Origin of the sequence: Pseudomonas sp. NPDC089408, assembly GCF_044749445.1 — a bacterium.
In the GTDB taxonomy this organism is placed as follows: Bacteria; Pseudomonadota; Gammaproteobacteria; order Pseudomonadales; family Pseudomonadaceae; genus Aquipseudomonas.
The window spans coordinates 54,420-72,663 of the sequence record NZ_JBIVHY010000008.1; the positions used below are offsets into that span (position 1 = coordinate 54,420).

Sequence of the window (18,244 nt, forward strand, 5' to 3'; positions counted from 1 at the left end):
CCGCCTTACCCCTAGCCAAGGACGCGCCTCCCGGCAGTGCGTTGCACACTGCCGTCGGGCGCGTCTTGCCATCTGCAGCCGTCAGCGAGGGCCACAGGCCATGCGCATTCTCTGGACACTGCCTTACCTGCCCTGGCCGACCACCAGCGGCTGCAAGACCCGGCAATATCACCTGATACGCGCACTGGCCCAGCGCGGCCACCGGATAACCCTGCTGGTACAATCGAAAATCCCCCTCAGCGATGCCGCACGAGAGGCCCTGGAACCGCTGCTCGAACGCCTGATCGTGCTGCCGCGACGGCCGCTGCACAACCCGCTGAACCTGCTGGCATCACCGATCATCGACTACCCCATGCGGGCGATCATCAATGGCCTGTCCTCGCGCCTGCGGCACCGCTTCGAGCAATTGCTGGACGAACCCTGGGACGTGATCCAGATCGAGCACAGCTATAGCTTCCAGCCGTTCGAAAAAGCGCTACAGGCCCGTGGCCTGCCCTACATGCTCAGCGAGCACAACCTGGAGTCGGTGACGGGCAGTGCCTGCCACGATCGCCTGCCGCTGTGGCTACGCCCTCTCAATGCCTTTGACCGCTGGCGCTACCGGCGTTGGGAACACCGGGTGCTGCGCCAGCCCACCGAACTGGTAGCAGTCAGCGCCCACGATGCCGAACTGATCGGGCAGATCAGCGGGCGCCCGGTGAACGTGGTGGTGAATGGCGTGGATTGTGATTTCTATGAGCCCGTGCAACCTTCGCTGCACAGCCAGCGCCTGCTGTTTGTCGGCAACTTCGAGTACGGTGCCAACCTGGAGGCCATCGAGTGGGCACTGGAAGACATCATGCCTCAGGTGTGGATGAGCAACCCAGCCGTGCGCCTGGCGATAGCCGGGCATGCCATGCCGACCAGCTGGAAGCTGCACTGGAATGACCCGCGCATCGAATGGTTCGGCTACCGCCCCGACCTGCGTGAACTGCAGCGGCGTTCCGCGCTGTTTTTTGCGCCACTGCGCTATGCCGGAGGCTCAAAGGTGAAAATCCTCGAAGCGATGGCCGCCGGCTTACCGGTCATCACCACCGGCAAAGGCATTTCCGGCCTGGCAGCGAACAATGGCGAACACTACCTGGGCAGTGATGACGGCGACCAACTGGCGTTGTTGATCACCCAACTGCTCAACCAGCCTTGGCGCATGAGCCAGTTGAGCGCGGGTGGGCGCCAGTTCGTCCGTCAACGCCACGACTGGAGCGTGGCTGCCCAGCAACTGGAAACCGTGCACATGCGCCTGACCCAGGCGGCACCGGCCAAAGCAGCGCCGCTGGCCGGGGCTTGGGTGGGACGCTCAGCCAAGTAGCTCGCTGAAAGGAATGAACGGCACGCTGTCACCCGGCTTCGGCGTGCTGCCTTCGCGCACCTCCACCAGCCCCTCGGCCCAGGCCGCGCTGCGCAGCACACCCGAACTCTGGTTCTTGTAGATGCGCACCTGGCCGTGCTCGATGCGCGCGCGCAGGTATTCGCGGCGCGTGCCTGGCTTGGGCCAGTCAAAGCCCGCCGGCATGTCGAAACGCAGTGGTGTAACATCGGCCACCCCTTGGCGCCGCAACAGATAGGGCCGGGTCAGCAGGCCAAAGGTGACCAGGGTCGAGGCCGGGTTACCTGGGAGGCCGATCACCGGTACGCCCTGGAAGTGGCCGAAGGTGAGCGGCTTGCCCGGCTTGATCGCCAGCTTCCATAACACAAGCTCGCCAGCTCCGCGCAGGGCAGCGCCGAGGTAATCGGCCTCGCCCACCGAAACCCCGCCAGTGGACAGGATCAGGTCGACATGGCCCAGCCCGGCCAGGCAGGCGCGGGTGCGCGCCAGGTCATCCGGCAGGATACCAGCATCGACCACCTCGCAACCCAGCCGCTGCAACCAGCTGACCAGCAGCCTGCGGTTACTGTTGTAGATCTGCCCAGGCCCCAGCGGCAGGCCAGGCTCGACCAGTTCGTCGCCAGTGGACAGCACGGCCACTTTCACCTTGCGTACCACGTCCAGGCGGCCATGGCCCAGCGTCGCCGCCAGGCCTAGCTCGATCGGCCCAAGGCGGGTGCCGGCGTTCATCACCTGCTCACCCTTGCGGGTTTCCTGGCCCTGAGGCCGAATGTTCTGTTCGGCTTGCAGCGGCTCAAGGAAGCGAACCCGGCCGTCTTCAAGCACTTCGGTGTTTTCCTGCATCTCGACGCAGTCGGCACCTTCCGGCACGGGTGCGCCGGTAAAAATGCGTGCGCAGGTACCTGGTTGCAGCGGCTGTGGCGCATGGCCGGCGAAAATCCGCTGGCTGACCGGCAACGGCTGGCCCTGCCAGTCGGCCTGGCGCAAGGCGTAGCCGTCCATGGCGCTGTTCGGCCAAGGCGGCAGGTCGAGCGAGGCCACCAGGTCGGTGGCCAGCACTCGGCCTTCAGCCTCGGCCAATGGCAGGTTTTCGGTTTCGCGAATCGGCGCCGCCTCGGCCAATGCCAGCAGTTGTTCCAGGGCTTGTTCCACCGGCATCAACGGCCGGGCCGGGCGGACCTCAGCCACGGCTGTCACAGGCCGCTGCCTGCTTCAGGTGGGGTACGAAGTTGCACGGGCGATGGCGGGCGTCGAGCTGCTCGGCGAGGATGCCGTCCCAGCCGGTACGCACGGCATTGGTCGAGCCCGGCAGGCAGCACACCAGGGTGCCGTTGGCCAGCCCGGCCAAGGCACGCGACTGTATGGTGGATGTGCCGATATCAGGCACGGAGATCTGCCGGAACAACTCGCCAAAGCCATCCACCTGCTTGTCCAGCAGGCAGGCCACCGCCTCGGGGGTGCTGTCGCGGCCGGTGAAGCCGGTACCGCCAGTAATCAGCACGACCTGCACGCGGTCATCGGCAATCCAGGTGGCGACCTGGGCGCGAATCTTGTAAAGGTCGTCCTTGAGCAGCACACGCTCAGCCAAGCGGTGGCCGGCGGCGCTCAGGCGGTCGACGAACATCTGCCCGGAGGTGTCGGTATCAAACGTGCGGGTGTCGCTGACCGTTAGCACGGCGATGTTCAGCGGCACGAAGGGGGTATCTGCCTTGGCTTTCATGGGTGTCGGTCACCAGAAGAGGGATGGCCGCATTTATATCACAGCGCGGCTTTTGCGACGCTGCGCCCCTCCGGTTTGCCCTGGGTCAACGGCACGGATTTGTCGCTATGCTGCACTTGGAGTGAACTTGCACTAACGTGCTGCGTCATAACTGTCATCCAGCACCATCGCAATTGGAGAACAACGATGATCAAACGGACCCTTCCCGCCTTTCTGCTTGTCCTTGGCTTGGGCGCCCTCGCCGGTTGTGCCTCGCCGACCGTCATTACGCTGAACGACGGTCGCGAGATCCAGGCCACCGACACGCCGAGTTTCGATGAAGACTCCGGTTTCTACGAATTCGAGCAATTGGACGGCAAACGTACGCGCCTGAACAAAGACCAGATCCGCACCGTCAAAGAGCTCTGATCTGGTCCCGGTTTTGGCAAAGGCCCTTTCAACAACAAGGGCTTGCTGGCCAAAACCGGATGCAGTAGGATTTTGTTCATCGGAGTGTAGCGCAGCCAGGTAGCGCGTCTCGTTCGGGACGAGAAGGCCGCAGGTTCGAATCCTGTCTCTCCGACCAGATCCTCATGAAAAGCCCGCCTTGTGCGGGCTTTTTTTGTGGGAGCGTGTCAACCATGAGGGTGTTTCAGGCAGTCAGGCGCGAGGTGACTTCGCCCAGTTGCCCCGACAAGCCATGCAGGCGCTGGCCGGCCTGTTCGGTGTGTTGCACGGCCTCCTGGTTGGCCGTGGCAATGCGGGTGATCTCGATCAGGTTGCGCGAGATGTCCTCGGCCACGCTGGTTTGTTCTTCAGCCGCAGTAGCAATCTGCCGGTTCATGTCGCGAATCGCCTCTACGGCCTGGGTAATGCGCTGTAGCATTTGCCCGGCCTGCTCCACCTGTTTCGCCCCTTCCTGGCTGCGTTGCTGACCACTTTCGATGGCCTTCACCGCCTCCACCGACTGCACCGCTTCGATGATCTGGTGGATTTCGGCAATCGACGCGGCCGTGCGCTGAGCCAGGCTGCGCACCTCATCGGCGACCACCGCAAAACCGCGCCCGGCCTCGCCAGCGCGGGCCGCTTCGATGGCCGCGTTGAGCGCCAGCAGGTTCGTCTGCTCGGCAATGCCGCGGATCACTTCCAGCACTTTGCCTATGCGCGTGCTGTCATGCTCGAGGTCGCGAATCACCGCCGCCGTGCCGGCAATCTCGCGGTTGACCACACCGATGATGTCGATGGTCTGCTGCATCACCTGCTCGCCCGCCTGGGCACTGTGGTCAGCGTCGTCTGCCGCGCGGGCGGCCTCGGCGGCATGCCGGGCGACCTCTTGGGCGGTGGCAGACATTTCATGCATGGCCGTGGCCACCTGGTCGGTCCGCTGGAACTGGTCATGGGTGCCGCGGGCCATGTCGCCAGCAATACTGCGCAGCTGGCCGCTGGCGCCTTCCAGCTCCTGGGCATTGTCCTGCAACCGGCCAACGGTGTCGGCCAGGAAATCGCGCAGGGTGTTGGCGGCCCGCGCCAGGCGCCCCAGTTCATCCTCGCGACGGCTGTCGACCCGGGCGGCAAAACGGCCCTGGCTGAGCTGGGCGACATACTCGATCAGCTGGCGGATCGGCTCGATCAGGTTGCGGTTCAGCAGCCACAGGCTAAACAGGCCCACCAGAAGCGCCGACCCCAACATCACCAGCACGCCCAGCCATACCGTGCGCTCGGCACTGGCATTGATACTGGTCGCCCGCTGGCGGGCATCGGCACGCAGTTGCTCGACCAGTTCGCTCATCTGCTCACTGGCAGCGCGGTCCACGCCTTTTACCGCCTGGTCGCCGGCTACCGGATCACCGCCTGCCGCCAGGAAAGCCTGACGCCCCTGTGCATAGGCCTGACCCAGCTGCCGGTGGCTTTCTCGCAGTTGCTGCAGTGGCGCCTTGAGCCTGGCATCGCTGCTGTCAATCAGTTGCCCAAGCAGTTGCTGCACCTGCTGCTCACGGGCCTGGAACTGCTGCCAGTACTTGTCCATCTCTGCCGGCTGGCGCCCGCGCAGCAGCACGTTCTTCCATTCCTGCACCTGGATCTTGAACTGCAGGTTTGCTTCGTCGATCAACTGCGAGGCGCGCAGCGGCCCGTCTACCAGCTCGGCATAACCGCGCACACTGGACGACAGAAACTGGAAACACACCAAGGCGATCAGCAGCATCGCGACCACACTGCCGCCGACCAGCGAGAGAATTTGCACTCTGAGGGATTTACGCAACATCGAGGGTCTCGAAACCAGAGGGAAAGACTGGGGCCGCTGTGCGGCCCATCGCAGGCAAGCCAGCTCCTACAAAAGCAGCGCAATGCTTCAGCACATACGCAACCCGTGTAGGAGCTGGCTTGCCTGCGATGGGCTGCAACGCAGCCCCCATGACTGGCAGGCAAAAAAAAGCTGCCATCAAGCAATGGCAGCCAGGTCGAGCACTTACGCAACAGTCGAGGCAGATACTCTCAGGCAATTGCTACAGAAATATTACAACGCCGCGACACCTTACCCACTGGTGAACTGCAAGGCCGCCAGCCGTGCATACAGCGGGCTTTCCTCGATCAACTGGCGATGGCTACCCACCGCCACCAATCGGCCTTGGTCAATCACCGCAATGCGCTCGGCATGCTGCACCGTGGCCAGGCGATGGGCGATGACCAGCGTGGTGCGCCCGGCCATCAGGCTGGGCAGCGCTTGCTGGATCAAGTGTTCGCTTTGCGCATCGAGGGCGCTGGTGGCTTCGTCCAGCAGCAGGATCGGCGCATCGACCAGCAATGCCCGGGCAATCGCCAGGCGCTGACGCTGGCCACCGGACAGGCCGATGCCGCCCTCGCCCAGCGGGGTCTGGTAGCCTTGCGGCAGCTGCCGGATGAATTCGTCGGCATGTGCGCCGCGGGCCGCTGCTTCAACCTCGGCCTGGGTCGCCTCGGGGCGGCCATAACGGATGTTGGCCTCCACCGTGCCACGAAATAGCGCGGGGTTCTGCGCCACCAGGGCGAACTGCCGGCGCAACAGGTCAGGGTCCAGTTCGGTCAACGGCTGGCCGTCGAGCAGGATGCGCCCTTGCTGCGGGTCGTAAAAGCGCAGCAACAGATCGAACAAGGTCGACTTGCCTGCCCCCGAGGGGCCTACCAGGGCGACGGTCTGCCCAGGTTCGATGGCCAGGCTCAAGCCATCGACCGCCGCCACGCCGGGCCGTGACGGGTAGGCAAACACCAGCGACTGCAGCTCGATACGCCCGCTGGCCCGCTGCTGTGGCAGCGCCACGGCAGGTGGCAGAATAGCGCTGCGTGCTGCCAACAGTTCGGCAATGCGCTCGGCGGCACCTGCGGCACGCTGCAGCTCACCGATCACCTCACTGAGGGTGCCGAAGGCGCTGCCGACGATCAGGCTGTAGAACACGAATGCCGCCAGTTCGCCAGCGGAGATACGCCCGGCGATCACATCCATGCCACCCACCCACAGCATCACCCCCACCGCCCCCAACACCAGCACGATCACCAGGGTGATCAGCCAGGCACGCTGGGCAATGCGCTTGCGGGCCACGGTAAAGGCTGCCTCGACCGTACCGGCGAACAGTTCACGGTCATGCGCCTGGTGGTTGTAGGCCTGCACGGTCTTGATCTGCCCCAGCGTCTCGGCCACGTAGCTACCCACATCGGCAACCCGGTCCAGGCTCTGCCGCGACAGGCTGCGGACCCGGCGGCCAAATAGCAGGATTGGCGCCAGCACCAGCGGCAGCGCCACCACCACGATGCTGGTGAGTTTGGGGTTGGTGATGAACAGCAACACCACGCCGCCGATGACCATCAAGGCATTGCGCAGGAACATCGACAATGACGAGCCGATGACAGATTGCAGCAGGGTGGTGTCTGCGGTCAGCCGTGACTGGATCTCAGAGCTGCGGTTGTCTTCGAAAAAGCCCGGATGCAGGCCGATGAGGTGGTCGAACACGGCACGGCGGATATCGGCTACGCAGCGTTCACCGATCCATGACACCAGGTAGAAGCGGCTGAAGGTGCCTACTGCCAGCGCCAACACCAGCAGCAGGAACAAGCCGATGGTCTGGTTGAGCTGGTGCGCGGAACGGGTCATGAAGCCCTGGTCGACCAACAGGCGGATACCTTGGCCCATGGACAGGGTAATGCCGGCGGTGACCACCAGCGCGAGCAAGGCCAGCATGACCTGCCGGCGATACGGGCGGATGAACCGCCAGGCCAGGCGCAAGGCGCGGCGTTGGCGCGGGGAGACTGATTCGGGCATGGCAACGACCATAATCACAGGGAAACCGCAGACTACCATTCATCCTGCCGGGGGAAGTGCCCGTAGGTTGCTATAGCCCATTGGTCTAACCAGACTATGGAGCTTTCACACCGTTTCTGTTGGACTGTGCCTGCCGAGACACGGTAGCTGTCACAGGCCGGTCACGGCGCAGGTCTAACCTGAGCTTGAACCTGATGAGGAGAAAGTGCATGAGCTTGCAGCATGGCAATGACAACCAGAAGCCCCAGACCAACCCGCAACCGCAGGTGTGCGGTTCGCTGATCGACGGCCAGGGGCGCGAAGTACCGATCACCGAGCAGATGATCCAGCAGGCCTGCAAGGTCCTGGAAGAAAGCCGGGTCGAGCGCGTACGCAAAGGTTGATCGGCGAATTCCTAGCAACCCGGCGCTTGCGCCGGGTTTTTATTTGCCTGGCAGTCGGCGTGCGCATAGCCCTGTAGGAGCGCATGATCCTGGAGCGGGGACTATCAGACCAACACACCACCCAGGGCACTCACCAATTGCGCCAGCTGCGGCGACTCGCCACGCAGGCGCACGGCCAGCCCCTCGATTTCGCGCCGTGGCGGGTACTGCTTGCGCAACTGGTCGAACGCCGCACGCTGCTGTTGCGGGTCATCGCTCAGGCTGCGGCGGAAATCGGCATCGTCGCGGCGCGGGTCATACACGGCGCGACACAGGGTGGCCAAGGCCCAGGCCGGGTCGGTGCTGGCATCCAGTTCGATCTGAGCCAGCGTTGGCCTGGGCAGCAGGTCGGCCAGTTGTACCTGCTCGTCCACACCGAGGAAGCGGCACAGCGCCTGGTAGATCTGCGCCGTGCCACGCTGGCGGCCGTCCAGGCTGTAGCCGGCGATGTGCGGTGAGGCCAGGGTGCACAGGTCGGCCAGTTGCAGGTCGACTTGCGGCTCGCCCTCCCAAACGTCCAGCACCGCATGCACGTCTTCACGGTCCAGCAGCAGCTCGCGCAAGGCGGCGTTGTCCACCACCGGGCCACGGCTGGCGTTGACCAGCCAGGCGCCTGGGCGCAACTGCGCCAGCTGCGCCTGGCCCAGCAGGTGCCAGGTCGGGTGCTCGCCACCGCGCTGCAACGGGGTATGCAGGCTGATCACATCGCACTGCTGGACGATGGTTTCGAGGCTGACATAGTCACCACCTTCGGCAGCCTGGCGAAGCGGGTCGCACACCAGCACCTTCCAGCCCAGGCCGTGCAGCACGCGCACCAGGCGCCCGCCCACTTCACCTGCACCGACCACGCCGTAGACGCGCTCGGGCAGCGCCACGCCATCCAGTTCGGCCAGGGTCAGCAAGCTACCCAACACGTAATCGACCACGCCGCGGGCATTGCAACCTGGTGCACTGCTCCAGCGAATGCCGGCTTCGGCAAAGTAGTCCAGATCCAGGTGATCGGTCCCGATGGTACAGGTGCCAACGAAGCGTACACGGCTGCCTTCGAGCAACTGACGGTCGACCTTGGTCACCGAGCGCACCAGCAGGATATCGGCGTCCTTGACGCAGGCTGCATCGAGGCTTCGGCCGGGGTAGCGGCGAATTTCACCGAAACCTTGGAAGAAGGCATCGAGCAGCGGGATGTTCTCGTCGGCAACTATCAGCATGGCGCTCTCCTGTCTGGGGAACGCAGTGTAGGCGCAACGCCGGGCGTGTTCCAGAGCGCTTCAGTCGGCTTTTTTGCGAATCCAGTAGAGGAACGTGCCGGCGTCCTCTTGCTGTTGCAGCAGTTCGTGGCCGAGGAAGTTGCAGAATTTGGGGATATCGCGGCGGGTCGACGGGTCGGTGGCGATGACCTTGAGCAGGCCGCCGGCGGCCAGGTTGCGTACGTGCTGGTGCAGCATCATCACTGGCTCTGGGCAGTTGAGGCCGGTGGCGTCGAGGACGGCGTCAGGGGTGAAATCGGTCATGGGGGGCTCCGAAAATGTTCGCTATTGTCGCGCATAGCGTTGTTTCGACCAAGGGGCCTCGGACATATGCCTTCAGGTTTGTGTGTGCATCGAGATCGAGCGCTGCCCGCGCAGCGCTTCGCGGGGCAAGCCCGCTCCCACAGTCTGTTTCGGGCCAATCAGTCCTATGAGGTCACCGCTGTCCGCCTTGTTTGTCCCCTTCGATATCTGAAGTGGGCGCAACTGCTTTCCATTGATACCAGTCATGCACCAAGGCGGGCACCGGTAATTGCACAGGAGAGATTGGCCCGAAACAGACTGTGGGAGCGGGCTTGTCCCGCGAAGCGCCGCGCGGGCGGCGCTCGATCCCAACACCAACCCAAAACTCCAGCCATGCACCTGCAGCCACACAGAATCCAAGCTCTGCGCTATAGCCTCAGCGCGGTTTCAAGTCCAACCTACGCAGATGACAAGTCACTTCCTCACGGTCGTGATACAGCTGCTTGCAAGCAATCGAAACCCGAATCTTGCGTGCCTTGAACGTCGCTTCCATGCGATCAAGCAACCGCCGCACCTCGGCATAGCGTTGCTTCATCGGCAACTTCAGGTTGACCACCGCCTCGCCACACAGCCCCTCCCCCAACCAGGTCTCGATCAGCGAGGTAGTACGCGCCGGCTTCTCGACGATATCGCAGACCATCCAGTCCACCGGCTGCTTCGGCTGCCAGGTAAAACCATCGGCCATCAGGTGCTGAACCAGCCCGGTATCCATCAGGCTCTCGGCCATCGGCCCGTTGTCGATGGCCGTCACCAGCATGCCGCGCCGCACCAACTGGTAGGTCCAGCCTCCCGGCGAAGCGCCCAGGTCGACGCCGGTCATGTCATCACCTAGCCGCTGCTCCCACTGCTCACGCGGGATAAACTGGTGCCAGGCCTCTTCCAGCTTGAGCGTCGAGCGGCTAGGGGCTTCGCGGGGGAACTTCAGGCGCGGGATGCCCATGGGCCACAATGCGCTGTTGTTGGCCGCAGCTACGCCGGCAAATACCCGTCGGCCACTGATGAAGGTGAGCAGCAAGCGTGGGCGGCTGGCGTCGTCGACCAGGCGGCCGGCCTTTTCCAACGCTTTGCGCAGCGGCACTTCGAACTTGCGGCAGAAGGTAGACAGCTCCTTGCCTTCGTTGCTGTCCAGCACTTCCAGCCACAGGCTGCCGAACACCGGGAAGTCGGCCAGGTGTGCCAACAATACGCTGATGCGGTCACTTTCCGGCAGCTCGACATAACCACCGCGGGCCCACTGCCGCGGGAAAATCAGCTGGTTGAAGCGCAGCTCACCCGTCAACCGCTCGGCTCCGCCCTCCTCGCTGCAGACAAACTCGGCGCTGGCACTTTGCGGCTTGCCTTTGGCATAGCCGGCAACACCCAGGCGGGCGGCATGTTCGCTGATTTCAGCGCAAACCTCACCCTCGAAACCGGGCCGGCAATGCATGAACAGGGTATTCATCTCTCACTCCACTACGGCGGGCGCGCAACAGGCGCCGGCAGGGCGGCGATAATAAAGGAAGTTCGGAACCAGCGACACGTCCCGCCGGTCCAGAAAAGGGTCAGGGGCCACAAACCGGTCTAACCTGACCATTCAGCCAGGTCCGTGCCGTGCGGACCGATACAGAGCGGTGCCACCGGTAAACCATGAGTAATTGCCGGGCACCGGCGCAGAAGGAGTTGGCAATGCCCTCGCTCGATAGCCTGAACACCCTCACGCCGCTCAAGGTCGGCGACCAGACCTACCACTACTTCAGCCTCACCAAAGCCGCCAGCCAGTTGGGCGACCTGCAGCGCTTGCCCATGTCACTGAAGGTGCTGCTGGAAAACCTGCTGCGCTGGGAAGACGGGAAAACAGTCACCGGCGACGACCTGCGCGCCCTTGCCCAGTGGCTGGGCGAGCGCCGCTCCGACCGCGAAATCCAGTACCGCCCGGCGCGGGTACTGATGCAGGACTTCACCGGCGTACCGGCAGTGGTCGACCTGGCCGCCATGCGTGCCGCCATGGCCAAGGCCGGCGGCAACCCGCAGCGCATCAACCCGTTGTCGCCAGTCGACCTGGTGATCGACCACTCGGTCATGGTTGACCGCTACGGCACACCGCAAGCGTTTGGCGAAAACGTCGACATCGAAATGCAACGCAATGGAGAGCGCTATGCCTTCCTGCGCTGGGGCCAGAGCGCCTTCGACAACTTCCGCGTGGTACCACCGGGTACCGGCATCTGCCACCAGGTCAACCTGGAGTACCTCGGCCGCACGGTGTGGACCCGTGAAGCCGATGGCCGTACTTACGCCTTCCCCGACACGCTGGTCGGCACCGACTCGCACACCACCATGATCAACGGCCTGGGCGTACTCGGCTGGGGTGTCGGGGGTATCGAGGCAGAAGCGGCCATGCTTGGCCAGCCGGTGTCGATGCTGATCCCGGAAGTGATCGGCTTCAAGCTGACCGGCAAGCTGCGCGAAGGCATTACCGCCACCGACCTGGTGCTGACGGTGACGCAGATGCTGCGCAAGAAAGGTGTGGTGGGCAAGTTCGTTGAATTCTACGGCGACGGCCTGGCCGAGCTGCCTCTGGCTGACCGCGCAACCATCGCCAACATGGCCCCGGAATACGGCGCCACCTGCGGTTTCTTCCCGGTCGATGACGTCACCCTGGGCTACCTGCGCCTGTCGGGCCGCCCCGAAGCGACCGTGCAACTGGTCGAGCAGTACTGCAAGGCCCAGGGCATGTGGCGCCTGCCCGGCCAAGAGCCGCTGTTCAGCGACACCCTGGCGCTGGACATGCACGAGGTCGAAGCCAGCCTGGCCGGGCCCAAGCGGCCACAGGACCGTGTGGCGCTGGGCCAGGTCAGCCAGGCCTTCGACCACTTCATCGAACTGCAACCCAAACCGCTGGCCAAGGAAGTTGGCCGCCTGGAAAGCGAAGGTGGCGGCGGTGTGGCGGTGGGCAATGCCGACCAGGCCGGCGAGATCGACTACAGCCACCAGGGCCAGAACCACACCTTGCGCGATGGCGCCGTGGTAATTGCCGCCATCACCTCGTGCACCAACACTTCAAACCCCAGCGTGATGATGGCGGCCGGGCTGGTGGCGAAAAAGGCCCTGGAAAAAGGCCTGCAACGCAAACCCTGGGTCAAGAGCTCGCTAGCGCCTGGCTCCAAGGTGGTCACCGAATACTTCAATGCCGCCGGGCTCACGCCCTACCTCGACCAGCTCGGTTTCGACCTGGTCGGCTACGGCTGCACCACGTGCATCGGCAACTCCGGGCCGCTGGATGAAGCGATCGAGAAAGCCATTGGCAGTGCCGACCTCACCGTCGCCTCGGTGCTGTCGGGCAACCGCAACTTCGAAGGCCGCGTACACCCGCTGGTGAAGACCAACTGGCTGGCTTCGCCGCCACTGGTAGTGGCCTATGCCCTGGCCGGCAGCGTGCGCGTGGACCTGACCCGCGACCCGCTGGGCACCGGTAAGGACGGCCGACCGGTCTACCTGCGCGATATCTGGCCTAGCCAGCAGGAAATTGCTGCAGCGGTGGCCAAGGTGGATACGGCCATGTTCCACAAGGAATACGCCGAGGTGTTCGCCGGTGATGCGCAATGGCAGGCCATCGAAGTGCCACAGGCCGCCACCTACGTGTGGCAGGACGACTCCACCTACATCCAGCACCCACCGTTCTTCGACGGCATTGGTGGGCCGCCACCCGCTATCGCCAACATCCACGGCGCGCGAGTACTGGCACTGCTGGGCGACTCGGTGACCACCGACCACATCTCCCCGGCCGGCAACATCAAGGCCGACAGCCCGGCCGGGCGCTACTTGCGCGGGCAAGGCGTGGAACCCCGCGACTTCAACTCCTACGGCTCGCGACGCGGCAACCATGAAGTGATGATGCGCGGCACCTTTGCCAACATCCGTATCCGCAACGAGATGCTGGCGGGTGAAGAAGGCGGCAACACCTTGCATGTGCCCACGGGCGAGAAGCTGTCGATCTACGACGCGGCCATGCGTTACCAGCAGGCAGGCACCCCGCTGGTGGTCATCGCCGGGCAGGAATACGGCACCGGCTCCAGCCGCGACTGGGCGGCGAAGGGCACCAACCTGCTTGGGGTGAAAGCGGTGCTTGCGGAAAGCTTCGAGCGAATTCACCGCTCCAACCTGGTAGGCATGGGCGTGCTACCGCTGCAGTTCAAGGCCGGACATGACCGCAAGCAACTGGGGCTGACCGGCAAGGAGCAGATTGACGTGCTGGGCCTGGACGGGGCCCAGATTCGCCCGGGCATGAGCCTGCCATTGCGCATTACCCGCGAGGATGGCCGGCAGGAGCAGATCGATGTGCTATGCCGCATCGATACCCTGAATGAGGTGGAGTACTTCAAGGCCGGGGGGATTCTGCATTATGTGTTGCGGCAGTTGATTGCGGGGTGAGGGCTGTAAGTCCGGCTGGAGAAGTGTAGCGCCTGTGAGATCGAGCGCCGTTAGTGTTCACCGAGACATTTTCAGCGCTTATGAGATCGAGCGCCGCCCGCGCGGCGCTTCGCGGCTAAAGCCGCTCCTACGTTTGTTTCGGGCCAATTATTCCTGGGGGATTTGCGCGCGAACGCCTTGGCGCACGCCTCGATATCGTGTCGTACAAACAAGGCGGTCGCGCGCGCCTGACACAGGAGGGACTGGCCAGAAACAAACGTAGGAGCGGCTTTAGCCGCGAAGCGCCGCGCGGGCGGCGCTCGATCTCACAGGCGCTGAATGTGTCAAGGCGAACGCTCCGGCGCTCGATCTCGCAGGCGCTGAAAATCCTTCGGTGAACATCTGCGGCGCTCGTCTCACAGGCGCCAACCCTCTAACGCCCCACACCTCTTCCCCCAACCACCCAGCACTGGCTCTTTGCCATGCATTCGGTCATCATCCGACTTACCCGTCATTAAACAGCAGTAAAACCGCAATAATGACGCCAACGGTTTCGAACGTGCATTTCGCCTAGACCAAAGCGACTGATGGCTCATTGCCACAGATCAAGCACTTTAAATAATCATTCAATAAAACCAGTGGCTTGCCGATACCTGTCGAAAGCCCTGCGGACTATCAACCCATGCGTAACAACCAGCCGATTACCCAGAGAGAACGGACTTTCCCTGCCCAGCAGCGGTTGATCTCCACCACCAACGCCAAGGGCGTGATCACCTATTGCAACGATGCCTTCATCGATATCAGTGGCTTCACCCGCGAAGAGCTGACTGGCGCACCGCACAACCTGGTACGTCACCCCGACGTGCCGCCTGCAGTGTTTGCCCATATGTGGCAAACGCTCAAGCAGGGCCAGCCATGGATGGGTATCGTCAAGAACCGCTGCAAGTCTGGCGACCATTACTGGGTGAACGCGTACGTCACGCCAATCTTCGATAACAATCAGGTGGTCGGCTTCGAGTCTGTGCGGGTCAAGCCCACTGCCGAACAGATCCGCCGCGCCGAAGCCCTGTACCAGCGCATCAACCAGGGCAAGCCGCCGGTACCGCGCCGTGACAAATGGCTGCCGGTACTGCAGGACTGGCTGCCATTCATCCTGATCAGCCAGGTAGGCTTCCTGATTGGCAACTGGCTGGGCCATTCGTGGGGCTTTGCCTTGGCCGCCGGGCTCTCGGTACCGCTGGGCCTGCTCGGCCTGAGCTGGCAGCAGCGCGGCCTCAAGCGCCTGCTGCGCCTGGCCGAGCAGACCACCTCCGACCCGCTGATCGCGCAGATGTTTACCGATAGCCGTGGCGTACAGGCGCGCCTGGAAATGGCCATGCTCAGCCAGGACGCCCGCATGAAAACCTGCCTCACCCGCCTGCAGGACAGTGCCGAACACCTCAGCGACCAGGCGCGCCAGTCCGATGCCCTGGCACACAAGAGCTCTTCGGGGCTGGAGCGCCAGCGGGTGGAGACCGAACAGGTCGCCGCCGCCGTCAACCAGATGGCGGCTACCACCCAGGAAGTGGCCAACCATGTGCAGCGCACGGCCGACGCCACTCAGGAAGCTAACCGCCTGACCAGCCAGGGCCGGCAGATTGCCGGGGAAACCCGCGAGGCCATCGAGCGCCTGTCGGCGGCGGTGGGCGAAACCGGGCAAACGGTTACGCAACTGGCCAAGGACAGCGACGAGATTGGTGGTGTGGTCGACGTGATCAAGGGTATCGCCGACCAGACCAACCTGCTGGCACTGAACGCGGCCATCGAAGCGGCGCGTGCCGGTGAAATGGGCCGCGGCTTTGCCGTGGTGGCCGACGAGGTGCGCCAGTTGGCCCAGCGTACCGCCGAATCCACCGGGCAGATCCACGGCCTGATCGCCAAGCTGCAACAAACCGCCAGCAATGCCGTACTGACCATGGAAACCGGTCACCGCCAGGCGCAGGAAGGTGTCGATCGGGTTATGCAGGCCGACGAGGCGCTGGTGGGAATCAGCGAAGCGGTAGCCAACATCACCGACATGGCTACCCAGATTGCGGCCGCGACAGAAGAGCAGACAGCGGTGGCCGACGAGATCAGCCGCAATATCAGCACCATCGCCCAGCTGGCCGACCAGACCGCCGAGCAGGCGCAGCATTCGGCGTTGCTGAGCGAAGAGCTGACCAGCACCGCGGGGAGCCAGTATTCGTTGGTGGAGCGGTTTAACCGCTAAGTACAGGCTTGCGCGGTCTTTGTAGGAGCGGCCTTGTGTCGCGAAAGGGCCGCGAAGCAGCCCCAAGATTTCAGGGCATATGCATAAATTGCTGGGGCTGCTTCGCAGCCCTATCGCGACACAAGGCCGCTCCTACAAGGAACGCGCAGCCTGACTGGCGGCATTACCAATCCAGCCGCAAACGGCTTTCGAAATAGCGCTCTTCCCCACTCAACGGGTCCTCGAACCGCAAGCTCTGCGCCAGCAGTTTCAGCGGCCGCTGGTAATCGTCTTCCCCGTTGAGCAACTGCGGATAGAACGGGTCATTGCTGATCCCCGCTCCCAAGGCTGCCATGTGCACGCGCAATTGATGGGTCTTGCCGGTCACCGGCGACAGACCATAGCGCCACAGCTCGCCATTCTTCTCCAACACCTCAGCCAGGGTTTCGCTATTGGCCTCGCCTTCTACCTCATGCATGCGGAAAAACGGCTCGCCATGCACCAGGCGGCTTTTGTGCACCAATGGGAACTGATGCTGCGCCATGGCGGCAGCGATGGCCTGGTAGCGCTTGTCGATGCGTCGCTCGGGAAACAGCCGCTGGTAGGCGCTGCGCGTGTGCGGGTTGGCGGAAAACAACACAAGCCCTGCAGTGTGCCGGTCAATGCGATGTAACGGCACCAGGTGCGGGTTATCCAGGCGGCGGATCAGCCGGCGCAGCAAGGTCTGCTCAACGTACTCACCCGTCGGTGTCACTGGCAAAAAATGCGGCTTGTCGGCTACCACCAGATGCTCGTCCACATGCAGCACGGCCTCATGCACGGGGATCGGCCGCTCATTTGGCACTTCGCGGAAATAGTGCAAGCGCATGCCCCGCTTGTACGGCAGCTCGGCGGCAATTGCCCGCCCTTCGGCATCCAGCACGCGACCACGGGCAAAGCGGTCGAGCCATTGGGCGCGGTCGATGGCCTTGAAATGGTCACACAAGCAATCGAGCACTGTCGCCCAGTTGCCGGGGGGCAGGCACACCGTGCTGGCTTGCTGGCGGGCGGGGTCGAAAGGTGCGGTCATGGCAGGGCTCAAAACGTTCACGGCCGCGCATTATCCCCCAAGCCTGCGAACTCAACCAGCCTGGGCCATCGCCTCGCTGCGCGCCTTCAGCCAGCGCAGCACTTGCACCGGTTCCCAGCGGGCTGGGTCGTACAGGGCATAGAGCAACCCTTGGTAACCCACCACATCCAGCCCACGGTGGTAGCCGGCACGCTGGAACAAGGCTTCGATCTCGGCGAAGCAGGTATTGAAGTGGACCTTGCCGAACGGCGTGCGGTCGTCGGTCACCAGGCCTTCGAGGCGCAGTTCCAGAACGGCGTCGGCCACCCGTTCCACGGGCATGCGGTTGACGCTGTACTTGAGTTGCTCAACGTTGAGCATGGCTTTACCTCGATACTGTATTTATATACAGCATACGAACATCCCCTTGTTGCCGTCAATGCGCTTCATTGCAACCCCGGCAGATAGCGGCCGCCTTTATGGATGGTCAACACCTGCCGGCGCGGCGTACCACGCGCCACGGACAAATGCACCCAGTCATCGAACTCCAGGATCAGCTGATCAAAGGGCACAGCACTTTCCATGATCCGGCGCACGGTTTCCCGTGGGCTCACTTCGATCACCGTGAAATCTGCTGCCAGCCCTTGTACATGCTGGCTGTTCGGGGAACCGCCGATAAGCCGGTTGACCTTCTCGCTGCGAAAACCGCTACTGACGATGATTGGCATACCGAACAATGCGCGAACCTGTTCCAGGGCACAGCACAGCAGCTGCAGGTTGGCCTTGGCTTCGGGAGGGGGGGTGTTATCGAAACCGTCCCTGGCAGCGAGCTGGGAGACGGTCATTTCAGCGAAGGTGAAATGGGGAGTGATCAACATGGCGAACTATTCCGATGATGGAGAAGGACACCGGCACTCGTGCGCCGGCACCTGATCATCAGCTCGCATCAACCGCCATGGAGCAGGGTTGCAACTCCTCTGCAGCCATCATTGCCCAAGAAATGCCACCACCTGTTCGGCATCGAACGGCCAATGCAGTTCGCCACCGTTGTCGCAGCGCCGCAGCACCGGAATGATCAGGCCGTAGCGCTCGAACAGGGGCTCGCTCTCGGCGACATCGACCAGTTCCACCAGCAGGCCATGGTCGACGAAGGGCATCAGCACCGCCTCGGCCACTTCACACAAGTGGCAGCCGAGGGTGCCGAACAGTTGGCATTCAGGCAGCATGGGGCAGGTCCCGGTTTGGCATGCAGAGA

General features: G+C 63.4%; 16 protein-coding genes, 1 tRNA gene and 1 pseudogene. 6 read left to right on the top strand and 12 right to left on the bottom strand.

The genetic code is table 11. The features are described 5' to 3' along the window. Window positions 1-100 precede the first annotated feature (100 nt). Window positions 101-1,348: a glycosyltransferase family 4 protein gene (locus tag ACIP02_RS15105; RefSeq protein ID WP_400617578.1), complete on the top strand. Its 1,248-nt coding sequence runs from the start codon at window positions 101-103 to the stop codon at window positions 1,346-1,348. On the opposite strand, the gene glp is transcribed toward ACIP02_RS15105, so the two are convergent. Together glp and moaB are read right to left on the bottom strand one after the other, a co-directional pair. Then, window positions 1,337-2,563 carry a gephyrin-like molybdotransferase Glp gene (gene glp, locus ACIP02_RS15110; RefSeq protein ID WP_400617579.1) on the bottom strand — a complete coding sequence of 409 codons (1,227 nt, stop codon included), beginning with the start codon at window positions 2,561-2,563 and terminating at the stop codon, window positions 1,337-1,339. The genes ACIP02_RS15105 and glp overlap by 12 nt on opposite strands. Next, the gene (gene moaB / locus ACIP02_RS15115) at window positions 2,547-3,086 is read right to left on the bottom strand and encodes a molybdenum cofactor biosynthesis protein B (RefSeq protein ID WP_400617580.1); all 540 of its coding nucleotides are present in this window, start codon (window positions 3,084-3,086) and stop codon (window positions 2,547-2,549) included. Before moaB ends, glp begins: the two co-directional genes overlap by 17 nt. Before the next feature lie 186 nt (window positions 3,087-3,272). Here moaB and ACIP02_RS15120 point away from each other — a divergent pair, with 186 nt between their 5' ends. After that, on the top strand, window positions 3,273-3,494 hold the full coding sequence (locus ACIP02_RS15120; protein ID WP_400617581.1) for a YgdI/YgdR family lipoprotein: 222 nt from the start codon (window positions 3,273-3,275) through the stop codon (window positions 3,492-3,494). Window positions 3,495-3,574: 80 nt separating this feature from the next. Next, window positions 3,575-3,651 (top strand) — tRNA-Pro (locus ACIP02_RS15125). Between the two features lie 66 nt (window positions 3,652-3,717). On the opposite strand, the gene ACIP02_RS15130 is transcribed toward ACIP02_RS15125, so the two are convergent. The 3 genes and pseudogenes from ACIP02_RS15130 to ACIP02_RS15140 form a co-directional block, all read right to left on the bottom strand. Next, window positions 3,718-4,479 (bottom strand): methyl-accepting chemotaxis protein, encoded by a 762-nt coding sequence (locus tag ACIP02_RS15130; protein WP_400617782.1) that lies wholly within the window; start codon window positions 4,477-4,479, stop codon window positions 3,718-3,720. A 117-nt stretch (window positions 4,480-4,596) separates the two neighbouring features. Beyond that, a pseudogene (locus ACIP02_RS15135) lies at window positions 4,597-5,328 on the bottom strand (HAMP domain-containing protein); the annotation flags it as partial. A 270-nt stretch (window positions 5,329-5,598) separates the two neighbouring features. Beyond that, window positions 5,599-7,356, bottom strand: a complete 1,758-nt coding sequence (locus ACIP02_RS15140; RefSeq protein WP_400617582.1) for an ABC transporter transmembrane domain-containing protein — start codon at window positions 7,354-7,356, stop codon at window positions 5,599-5,601. Between the two features lie 209 nt (window positions 7,357-7,565). Between ACIP02_RS15140 and ACIP02_RS15145 the strand changes: the two genes are divergently transcribed. Beyond that, complete coding sequence (locus tag ACIP02_RS15145) at window positions 7,566-7,739, top strand: PA1571 family protein (RefSeq protein ID WP_400617583.1); 174 nt, start codon at window positions 7,566-7,568, stop codon at window positions 7,737-7,739. A gap of 104 nt (window positions 7,740-7,843) precedes the next feature. Here ACIP02_RS15145 and pdxB read toward each other — a convergent pair whose 3' ends face one another. The 3 genes from pdxB to rlmM form a co-directional block, all read right to left on the bottom strand. Next, window positions 7,844-8,986: a 4-phosphoerythronate dehydrogenase PdxB gene (pdxB, locus tag ACIP02_RS15150; RefSeq protein ID WP_400617584.1), complete on the bottom strand. Its 1,143-nt coding sequence runs from the start codon at window positions 8,984-8,986 to the stop codon at window positions 7,844-7,846. Between the two features lie 60 nt (window positions 8,987-9,046). Continuing rightward, the gene (gene tusA / locus ACIP02_RS15155) at window positions 9,047-9,289 is read right to left on the bottom strand and encodes a sulfurtransferase TusA (RefSeq protein WP_012271322.1); all 243 of its coding nucleotides are present in this window, start codon (window positions 9,287-9,289) and stop codon (window positions 9,047-9,049) included. A gap of 415 nt (window positions 9,290-9,704) precedes the next feature. Continuing rightward, entirely contained in the window at window positions 9,705-10,769 is a 1,065-nt protein-coding gene (rlmM, locus tag ACIP02_RS15160) for a 23S rRNA (cytidine(2498)-2'-O)-methyltransferase RlmM (RefSeq protein WP_400617585.1), read from the bottom strand. Window positions 10,770-10,993: 224 nt separating this feature from the next. Between rlmM and acnA the strand changes: the two genes are divergently transcribed. Continuing rightward, window positions 10,994-13,735, top strand: coding sequence for an aconitate hydratase AcnA (gene acnA / locus ACIP02_RS15165; protein ID WP_400617586.1), 2,742 nt, complete (start codon window positions 10,994-10,996; stop codon window positions 13,733-13,735). Between the two features lie 661 nt (window positions 13,736-14,396). Beyond that, on the top strand, window positions 14,397-15,962 hold the full coding sequence (locus ACIP02_RS15170; RefSeq protein ID WP_400617587.1) for a methyl-accepting chemotaxis protein: 1,566 nt from the start codon (window positions 14,397-14,399) through the stop codon (window positions 15,960-15,962). Between the two features lie 163 nt (window positions 15,963-16,125). On the opposite strand, the gene ACIP02_RS15175 is transcribed toward ACIP02_RS15170, so the two are convergent. The 4 genes from ACIP02_RS15175 to ACIP02_RS15190 all read right to left on the bottom strand — a co-directional run bounded on the left by ACIP02_RS15175 (window position 16,126) and on the right by ACIP02_RS15190 (window position 18,215). Beyond that, window positions 16,126-17,010, bottom strand: a complete 885-nt coding sequence (locus ACIP02_RS15175; protein ID WP_400617588.1) for a pseudouridine synthase — start codon at window positions 17,008-17,010, stop codon at window positions 16,126-16,128. 51 nt (window positions 17,011-17,061) lie between these two features. Further along, a complete protein-coding gene (locus ACIP02_RS15180) occupies window positions 17,062-17,370 on the bottom strand; it encodes a transcriptional regulator (protein ID WP_400617589.1) in 309 nt (102 codons plus the stop codon). Between the two features lie 65 nt (window positions 17,371-17,435). Beyond that, a complete protein-coding gene (locus ACIP02_RS15185; protein ID WP_400617590.1) occupies window positions 17,436-17,867 on the bottom strand; it encodes a D-Ala-D-Ala carboxypeptidase family metallohydrolase in 432 nt (143 codons plus the stop codon). A gap of 108 nt (window positions 17,868-17,975) precedes the next feature. Next, window positions 17,976-18,215 (bottom strand): glutaredoxin family protein, encoded by a 240-nt coding sequence (locus ACIP02_RS15190; RefSeq protein WP_400617591.1) that lies wholly within the window; start codon window positions 18,213-18,215, stop codon window positions 17,976-17,978. Window positions 18,216-18,244: the final 29 nt, after the last annotated feature.

Coding starts and splice junctions, on each gene's coding strand:
- ACIP02_RS15120 (WP_400617581.1), top strand. CDS start 3,273: ATGATCAAACGGACCCTTCCCGCCTTTCTGCTTGTCCTTGGCTTGGGC.
- ACIP02_RS15170 (WP_400617587.1), top strand. CDS start 14,397: ATGCGTAACAACCAGCCGATTACCCAGAGAGAACGGACTTTCCCTGCC.
- ACIP02_RS15175 (WP_400617588.1), bottom strand. CDS start 17,010: ATGACCGCACCTTTCGACCCCGCCCGCCAGCAAGCCAGCACGGTGTGC.
- acnA (WP_400617586.1), top strand. CDS start 10,994: ATGCCCTCGCTCGATAGCCTGAACACCCTCACGCCGCTCAAGGTCGGC.
- ACIP02_RS15140 (WP_400617582.1), bottom strand. CDS start 7,356: ATGCCCGAATCAGTCTCCCCGCGCCAACGCCGCGCCTTGCGCCTGGCC.
- rlmM (WP_400617585.1), bottom strand. CDS start 10,769: ATGAATACCCTGTTCATGCATTGCCGGCCCGGTTTCGAGGGTGAGGTT.
- ACIP02_RS15190 (WP_400617591.1), bottom strand. CDS start 18,215: ATGCTGCCTGAATGCCAACTGTTCGGCACCCTCGGCTGCCACTTGTGT.
- pdxB (WP_400617584.1), bottom strand. CDS start 8,986: ATGCTGATAGTTGCCGACGAGAACATCCCGCTGCTCGATGCCTTCTTC.
- tusA (WP_012271322.1), bottom strand. CDS start 9,289: ATGACCGATTTCACCCCTGACGCCGTCCTCGACGCCACCGGCCTCAAC.
- ACIP02_RS15145 (WP_400617583.1), top strand. CDS start 7,566: ATGAGCTTGCAGCATGGCAATGACAACCAGAAGCCCCAGACCAACCCG.
- ACIP02_RS15105 (WP_400617578.1), top strand. CDS start 101: ATGCGCATTCTCTGGACACTGCCTTACCTGCCCTGGCCGACCACCAGC.
- ACIP02_RS15185 (WP_400617590.1), bottom strand. CDS start 17,867: ATGTTGATCACTCCCCATTTCACCTTCGCTGAAATGACCGTCTCCCAG.
- ACIP02_RS15180 (WP_400617589.1), bottom strand. CDS start 17,370: ATGCTCAACGTTGAGCAACTCAAGTACAGCGTCAACCGCATGCCCGTG.
- ACIP02_RS15130 (WP_400617782.1), bottom strand. CDS start 4,479: ATGGCCCGCGGCACCCATGACCAGTTCCAGCGGACCGACCAGGTGGCC.
- moaB (WP_400617580.1), bottom strand. CDS start 3,086: ATGAAAGCCAAGGCAGATACCCCCTTCGTGCCGCTGAACATCGCCGTG.